At 74.0% G+C, this 7,323-nt stretch carries 7 protein-coding genes; 2 read left to right on the top strand and 5 right to left on the bottom strand.

What is annotated here, in order from left to right:
* Positions 1 to 88: 88 nt before the first annotated feature.
* The 3 genes from ACZ6EJ_RS07150 to ACZ6EJ_RS07140 form a co-directional block, all read right to left on the bottom strand.
* A complete protein-coding gene (locus ACZ6EJ_RS07150) occupies positions 89 to 307 on the bottom strand; it encodes an MbtH family protein (protein WP_469265130.1) in 219 nt (72 codons plus the stop codon).
* Between the two features lie 744 nt (positions 308 to 1,051).
* The gene (locus ACZ6EJ_RS07145; protein ID WP_469265139.1) at positions 1,052 to 1,456 is read right to left on the bottom strand and encodes an FKBP-type peptidyl-prolyl cis-trans isomerase; all 405 of its coding nucleotides are present in this window, start codon (positions 1,454 to 1,456) and stop codon (positions 1,052 to 1,054) included.
* A gap of 75 nt (positions 1,457 to 1,531) precedes the next feature.
* Positions 1,532 to 1,999, bottom strand: coding sequence for a secondary thiamine-phosphate synthase enzyme YjbQ (locus ACZ6EJ_RS07140; RefSeq protein WP_469265129.1), 468 nt, complete (start codon positions 1,997 to 1,999; stop codon positions 1,532 to 1,534).
* A 139-nt stretch (positions 2,000 to 2,138) separates the two neighbouring features.
* Between ACZ6EJ_RS07140 and ACZ6EJ_RS07135 the strand changes: the two genes are divergently transcribed.
* Positions 2,139 to 3,257, top strand: a complete 1,119-nt coding sequence (locus ACZ6EJ_RS07135; protein ID WP_469265138.1) for an NAD(P)-binding domain-containing protein — start codon at positions 2,139 to 2,141, stop codon at positions 3,255 to 3,257.
* Positions 3,258 to 3,308: 51 nt separating this feature from the next.
* On the opposite strand, the gene mltG is transcribed toward ACZ6EJ_RS07135, so the two are convergent.
* Together mltG and ACZ6EJ_RS07125 are read right to left on the bottom strand one after the other, a co-directional pair.
* Positions 3,309 to 4,163 (bottom strand): endolytic transglycosylase MltG, encoded by an 855-nt coding sequence (gene mltG, locus ACZ6EJ_RS07130; RefSeq protein ID WP_469265128.1) that lies wholly within the window; start codon positions 4,161 to 4,163, stop codon positions 3,309 to 3,311.
* 384 nt (positions 4,164 to 4,547) lie between these two features.
* Entirely contained in the window at positions 4,548 to 6,356 is a 1,809-nt protein-coding gene (locus tag ACZ6EJ_RS07125; protein WP_469265127.1) for an ABC transporter ATP-binding protein, read from the bottom strand.
* Positions 6,357 to 6,470: 114 nt separating this feature from the next.
* Here ACZ6EJ_RS07125 and ACZ6EJ_RS07120 point away from each other — a divergent pair, with 114 nt between their 5' ends.
* Entirely contained in the window at positions 6,471 to 7,055 is a 585-nt protein-coding gene (locus ACZ6EJ_RS07120) for a MarR family winged helix-turn-helix transcriptional regulator (RefSeq protein ID WP_469265126.1), read from the top strand.
* Positions 7,056 to 7,323 lie beyond the last annotated feature (268 nt).

Raw genomic sequence — 7,323 nt, 5'->3', positions numbered from 1 at the left:
GTCTGATCACTTCTGATCAGAAAAGGCTCGATGAACAAACCTCGGCAAGCCGTCGAGCTGGAGCGGAGCACGACGGCCGGGGGCCGGCCTAGCCGGCGTCGGCCTCCATCGCCCGCACCAGGCCGGCGGGGCGCATGTCGCTCCAGGCCGCCTCGATGACGTCAAGGCATTCCTGGCGCGTCCCCTCCGGACCGTCGACGCGCCACCCGCCCGGAATATCGATACGCGCAGGCCATAGCGAGTATTGCCCCTCGTCGTTCACCAGCGCCACGAACCGCTCCGACTCGTCGTCGAAAGGATTAGTCATGACTCCCCCACTCTGTTTTTCCTTACTACCTTCACATCATACGCGCTAAAGCTTTCCAGACATACCGATTCAGCGTTTTCTGACACGGCTTCACAATCAAGCCAGTCGGCACGATACCGATCACGCGCGGCGGCGACAGACGTACCGGTAAGTAACAGCGACAACCGATACGGAGTGGCCAGTACCCCGACTTCGGCCGCTCATACCGGTCACATTAAAGGACCTTCGGCGACTGGAAGGCCATATTCCCCTTACGCCTGCCGAAGACCATGGGAACGTTCCGCCCATATGCGCCTCATTCGTGACGAACTCGGCCGGGTCAGCGGGGGATGCGCTGGAGAAGCGCGCGAGCCGGTGGCCTCCCGGCCGGGTGTGCCGCCGGTCCAGGAGGGCGCACGGTCCGAAGGGCCGGGCGGGGCCGGGACGCCGCCGAGCGGGCGGAGCGCGCCTGCGCCGGCAGCGCGGGGACCACCGCTGCCGGGCCGTCCCCGACGCGGGCGCGCTCGACGGCCTGCCGGCGCGTGCGGTCGGCGAGCGCACCCGCCGCCACCGCGATGAGCACGGGCGGCGCGGCCACGGTGGCCGCCGCGCCGCCCGCTGTCGCGGCGTCCGCTGTCGCCTCCGCCACGAACCGCTCGACGAGGCTGTCGCCGAGGGCGTCGGCTTCCGGCTCGCTCGGACCACGGAACGCGCCGGGCCAGGGGGCGCGTCACCCGCGTCGGGCGGGAGCGGACGGCGGCCGCGTCAAGCCGGGCGCCGCTCCGGCGGGCCTCCCGCCACCGTGAGCAGGTCCACGACGAAGAGCAGCGTCGAGCCCGCCGGGATCAGCGGGGAGGGCGACTGCCTGCCGTAACCGAGCCGCGGGGGGACGATGATCTCGCGTCGGCCACCGACCCTCATCCCCCGCACCCCCCGGTCCCAGCCCTTGATGACCCTGCCGCCGCCCACGGCGAACTTGAACGGCCGGTCCCGCGCCCACGAGGAGTCGAACTCCCTCCCCGACGCGAACGCCACCCCCACGTAGTGCACCTGGACGACCCTGCCCGGCCGCGCCTCGGGTCCGTCCCCGACCAGGAGGTCCCGGACCGTCAGCTCGGTGGGCGCGTCACCCTCCGGTACCTCGACCACGGGCTTCGTCAGTTCGCTCATCACGGTCCCAGCGCTCGCCACCGAGGCCCCGCGCAGGGGCCGACCGGTCACATGGGCCTTCCATGCGGCAGGCGCTCACGATACGCCGGAGCCCCCCGCCGCCGTCCCGTCCGACGCCCGCTGACCGAGGAAGCTCAGCCGCACCCGCCGCTCCGGGTTGTCCCTGTTCGTGTCGACCAGGCAGACCGACTGCCAGGTGCCCAGTTCCAGGCGGCCGCCGATCACCGGCAGGGTGGCGTGGGGCGGGACCAGGGCCGGGAGCACGTGGTCGCGGCCGTGTCCCGGACTGCCGTGGCGGTGCTGCCAGCGGTCGTCGGCCGGGAGCAGGTGGTGGAGGGCCGCGAGGAGGTCGTCGTCGCTTCCGGCCCCCGTCTCCAGGACGGCGATCCCGGCCGTGGCGTGCGGGACGAACACGTTGAGCAGGCCGTCCCGGCCGGCGGCCGCGCGGCGGAGGAAGTCCGCGCAGTCCTGGGTCAGGTCCGTGACGCTCTCCGAGTCGCCCGTGGTGATGTGCAGAACCGTGGTGGTGAAGGAATCGGACATGGCTCCATCCTCTCTCCCGCGCGGCCGGGACGACGCCCTCCGCCCCGGCGGACCGGTGGGCGCGTCCCGCGCCAGGTCCGCCCGGCGCGGGAAGAAGCGGCGGCCCCGTGAAGTTAGTAGAAGCGTGAACTTTTCTGGGGTGCGCGAGCTGGACGTGGTCGTGATCGGCGCCGGGCAGGCGGGGTTGTCCGCCGCCTACCACCTGCGCCGGGCCGGGCTGGAGCCGGGCGTCGGCTTCGTCGTGCTGGACCACGCGCCCCGGCCGGGCGGGGCGTGGCAGTTCCGCTGGCCCTCACTGACGTACGGCAAGGTCCACGGGATGCACGCCCTGCCGGGCATGGAGCTGACGGGCGCGGACCCCGACCGGCCCTCGGCGGAGGTGGTCGGCGCCTACTTCGCCGCGTACGAGCGGCGTTTCGACCTCCGGGTGCACCGCCCCGTGGAGGTCGGCGCCGTACGGGAGGGCCGTGAGGGGCGGCTGCGCGTGGAGACCTCGGAGGGGGTGTACGCCCCGCGGGCGCTGGTCAACGCCACCGGCACCTGGGACCGGCCGTTCTGGCCGCGCTACCGGGGCCAGGAGACGTTCCGGGGGCGGCAGTCGCACACGGCGGGCTACCGGGGGCCCGAGGAGTACGCGGGGCTGCGCGTCCTCGTGGTCGGCGGCGGGGCGTCCGGTACGCAGCACCTGATGGAGCTCGCCGGGCACGCGGCCCAAACCTTCTGGGTGACCCGTCGCGAACCCGTCTTCCGCGAGGGGCCGTTCACCGAGGAGTGGGGGCGGGCGGCCGTGGCGATGGTGGAGGAGCGGGTCCGTGAGGGGCTTGCGCCCCTCAGCGTGGTCGGCGTGACCGGGCTGGCGGTCACCGACGAGGTGCGGCGGGCCCGCGAGCGCGGGGTGCTGGACCGGCTGCCGATGTTCGACCGGATCACGCCGACCGGCGCGGCGTGGGACGACGGCCGGACCGTCGAGGTGGACGCGATCCTGTGGGCGACCGGGTTCCGTCCCGCCGTGGACCACCTGGCGCCGCTCCGGTTGCGGGAGCCGGGCGGCGGCATCCGGGTCGAGGAGACCCGCGCCGTCCGGGACGGACGCGTCCATCTCGTCGGCTACGGGCCGTCCGCCAGCACCATCGGCGCCAACCGCGCGGGCCGCACCGCGGTCCGGTCGGTCATGCGACTGCTGGAGGCCGCCGACGGCGACCGGACGGAGCCGCGCGGCAAGGGCGGACGGGCGGTCGACGCCGCCTCCGCCGCCTGAGCCGGGCGCCCCAGGCGGTCGCCGGGGCCGTGCCCCCGGCGGTGCGGCTCGTCAACTCGCCTTATCGGAACGCCGGTTGCGGTTGAACTGCTCCACGTTCCTGCGCTGTTCGTCGTAGCTGTCCGTGAACCGGGTGTCTCCGGGGCCGACCGTGACGAAGTACAGCCAGGGGCCGGGGGCGGGGCTGATGGCCGCGCGCAGCGCCTCCTCCCCCGGGTTGCCGATGGGCGTCGGCGGCAGCCCCTTGCGCTCGTAGCTGTTGTACGGACTGTCGATCCGGGTGTCGGCGGTGCTGGTGTCCAGCGTGGAGCGCTCGAGGGCGTAGTTGAGCGTGGAGTCCATCTGCAGGGGCATGTCCTTGAGCAACCGGTTGTAGACGACGCGCGCCACCTTGCCCATGTCGGCCGCCGTGTCCGCCTCGGCCTGGACGATGCTGGCGATCGTGACCGTCTCGTAGACGGAGACGTTGTTGCGTTCGGCCCCGGCGGTGATGTGGTCGGCCCCGAACCGCTTGCGCGCGGTGTCGGCCATGTAGCGCAGCAGGCTCGTCGGCGTGGTCGTGGAGTCCAGCGGGTACGTGGCCGGGAACAGGTAGCCCTCCGGGTTGCCCCGCGCCTGGGCGGGCAGGCCCAGGTCCAGCGCGGACGCGGTCCTCCGCGTGCTGCCCGGCTTCAGGCCGAGCGCCCGGTCGACGGCCTCGTACACCTGGGAGGCGCGTCGCCCCTCCGGGATCACGAGCGTGCGGCCGGGGCGCTCCCGTTCCTCCTCGTCCGGTCCCGTCAGGGCCAGCGGGACGAGAACGGCGGCCGAGGCCACCAGCAGGGCGGCGACGAACAGGACCGCCTTTCCGCGGCGGGTCGGGCGGAGCCCGCGGCGGGGGCGGACGTCCGGGGACTCGTTCACCATGCGCGCACGGTAACCCGGAGCCCGGCCCGCGCCGGCCACCTCCGCTCCGGCGTCGGCTCCGGCGACACGAACGCCGTAGCACCACGACCGGAACACGCGGACAGGGGAGCGGGTCCTCGCCGGAACGCGTGGCCGTCTCGGGACGCTTCGCTCCGCGCCCGTCCGGGCGGTGATGATCGCAGAGCGGGGGCGACGGGCCGCGGGACCGCTGCCGCGCGGTCCCGCGCCTGCACCCCGTACAGGGAGAAGGACCGGATGAACGCCGTCGCCGACCCGCCGGCCGGCATCGTGCGCGGCGCGGGCCGGTTCGTCATGCACGGCGATCCCGCCGTCCGCCAGGGACCCGGAGCCGGGCGGCCGGTGCGGGGGCGGCTCGGGCCGTGGTCAGGGGGCGGGGAGCGGGGCCGGGTGGGCGTCGCGGCGGAGCAGGGCCGCGTACCGGCCGTTCCGTTCGAGCAGCTCCTCGTGCGTGCCGCGCTCGGCGACCCGGCCGTCCTCCAGGACGACGATCTGGTCGGCGTCGCGGACGGTGGAGAGGCGGTGCGCGATGGTGAGGGTGGTGCGCCCGGCGGAGAGGGCGTCGATGGCCCGTTGCACGGCGTGTTCGGTACGGGTGTCGAGCGCGCTGGTCGCCTCGTCGAGGATCAGCACCGGCGGGTCCCGCAGGATCGTGCGGGCGATGGCGAGGCGCTGCTTCTCGCCGCCCGAGAAGCGGTGCCCGCGCTCGCCGACCAGGGTGTCGTAGCCGTCGGGCAGGGAGGCGATGTGGTCGTGGATCTGCGCGGCGCGGGCGGCGGCCTCCACCTCCTCGTCGGTGGCGTCCGGTTTGGCGAAGCGGAGATTGTCGGCGACGGAGGCGTGGAAGAGGTACGTCTCCTGGGAGACCACGCCGACCGCTCGGGCGAGGGTGTCGAAGTCCAGGTCGCGGACGTCGACCCCGTCGAGCGTGACCCGGCCGCCGGTGACGTCGTACAGCCGGGGCACCAGATAGCTCAGCGTCGACTTGCCGGAGCCGGTGGGCCCGACGACCGCCAGGCTCCCGCCGGCGGGCACGGACACGTCGATGCCGGAGAGGGTGGGGCCGTGCTTCTCGTCGTAGCCGAAGTCGACGTCCTCGAAGGCGACCGCGCCCCGGATCCTCTCCAGGCGGACGGGGTCGGCCGGCTCGGTGATGTCCACCGTGAGGTCGAGGTATTCGAAGATCCGCTGGAAGAGGGCGAGGGAGGTCTGCATCTGCACCCCGGTGGAGAGCAGGCTCACGACCGGGCGGAACAGCCCCTGCTGGAGGGTGACGAAGGCGACGAGCGTGCCGATGGAGACGGCGGGGGCGCCGGGGCGGAGGGTGAGGCCCGCCGCCCAGTAGATGACGGCGGGCATGGCGGCCATCACGATGCCGATGGTGGACATCCGCCAGCGGCCGGCCATGCTGGAGCGCACCTCCAGGTCGACCAGGCGCTCGGACTCCTGGGCGAAGCCGCGGGTGAGCGAGTCGGAGCGGCCCATGGTGCGGCCGAGGAGGATGCCGCTGACCGAGAGGGATTCGGTGACGGTGGCGGCCATCGCGGCCATCTGCTTCTGCCGCTGGGTGGTGATCTTCTTGCGCTCCCGGCCGACCCGGCGGCTGATCGCGACGAACACCGGCAGCAGGAGCAGCGAGACGACGGTGAGCCGCCAGTCGAGCGCGAGCATGGCGACGACGGTGGCGATGACGGCCGTGAGGTTGGAGACCAGCGACGTCGCGGTGGAGGTGACCGTGGCCTGCATACCGCCGATGTCGTTGGCGATGCGGGACTGCACCTCGCCGGTGCGGGTCCGGGTGTAGAAGGCGAGCGGCATCCGCTGGAGCTGGGCGTAGACGGCGGTGCGCAGGTCGTGCATGACGCGCTGGCCGACGGTGGTCGAGATCAGCGTCTGGAGTACGCCGAAGACGCTGTTCATCACCGCGGTGAGGATCATGCCGAGCGCCAGCAGGGTCAGCAGCCCGGTCCGCCCCTGCGGGATGGCGGTGTCCAGGATCTCCCGCAGCAGGAACGGCGAGGCGACCGAGACCAGGGACGAGGCGCCGACCAGGAGGCCGACCACGGCGAGGCGGCCGCGGTAGGGGCGGAAAAGGCGGAAGATGCGGCGCAGCTCGGCGGGCGGCTGGGCCGGGTCCCCGGGCGGGGGCGTCCACGTGGGTTCGTCGGGTTTCATGGGCTCCTTCGTCGGGCGTGGGGCGCGGCCGGATGCGTGCGGCTCCCGCATGTCGGGAGCCTAGCTCATTGTTACCTGTACTCACAATGAACAACGTCCTGATATTGTTCCCGCATGGACGCCCCGGATTCCCCCGACGCCGAGACCGACCCCGCATCCGCCGACCCGCTTCCCGCCGGCCCCGCACCGGCCGCCCGCTCGGCCGCCGGGACCGGCGGCCGAGCCGCGCCCGGAGCCCGCGGCCGCCATGAGGCGCACGGCTCGCTCGACGCCGACGGCGTGCTCGCCGAGCAACTGCTGCGGCTCACGCGCAGGCTGCACCGCATCCAGAGCCGCCAACTGGAGCCGATCGGCATCACGCCCGCGCAGTTCCGGCTGCTGCGGACGGTCGCGCAGTACGAGGCGGCCCCCCGGATGGCGGACCTCGCCCAGCGCCTGGAGGTCGTCCCGCGCGCCGTGACGACGCTGGTCGACGCGTTGGAGGCGAGCGGGAGGGTGCGGCGCGCCCCCGATCCGGACAGCCGCCGGGTGGTCCGCGTCGAGATCACCGACGAGGGGCGCGCCACGCTGCGCTCCCTGCGCAGCGCGCGCCGGGCGGCCGCCGAGGAGATCCTGGCGCCGCTGACCGCCGATCAGCGCGCGGTCCTCGGCGGGCTGCTGTCCGCGCTGGTCGACGGGATGCCGGAGCGCCGCTGCTGAGTCCGCGCCGGGCGCGCGGCGCGCGCCGGACGGCCCGGCGCCGCCGAGCCGCCTCTCGCCCCACGCCGGGGGTCGGGCCTCTCGTCCGGGTCATGCCGGGCTCGCGGGGTCCGTGCGCCCGTCCGCGGCGTCGCCGTCGGCCGTCCACGCTCCGCAGCGCACCGGCTCCTCCGCCTCGCGCCCCCGCGCACCGGACCCCGCTCGCCGATCCGGCCCGACCGCCACGGAGGACCCGAGGCTCCGGCCGGGGGCGGTGGGCCGGAAAACC

The organism is Streptomyces sp. NPDC041970 (genome assembly GCF_055588985.1).
This window is presented reverse-complemented; position numbering and strand designations above follow the sequence as displayed.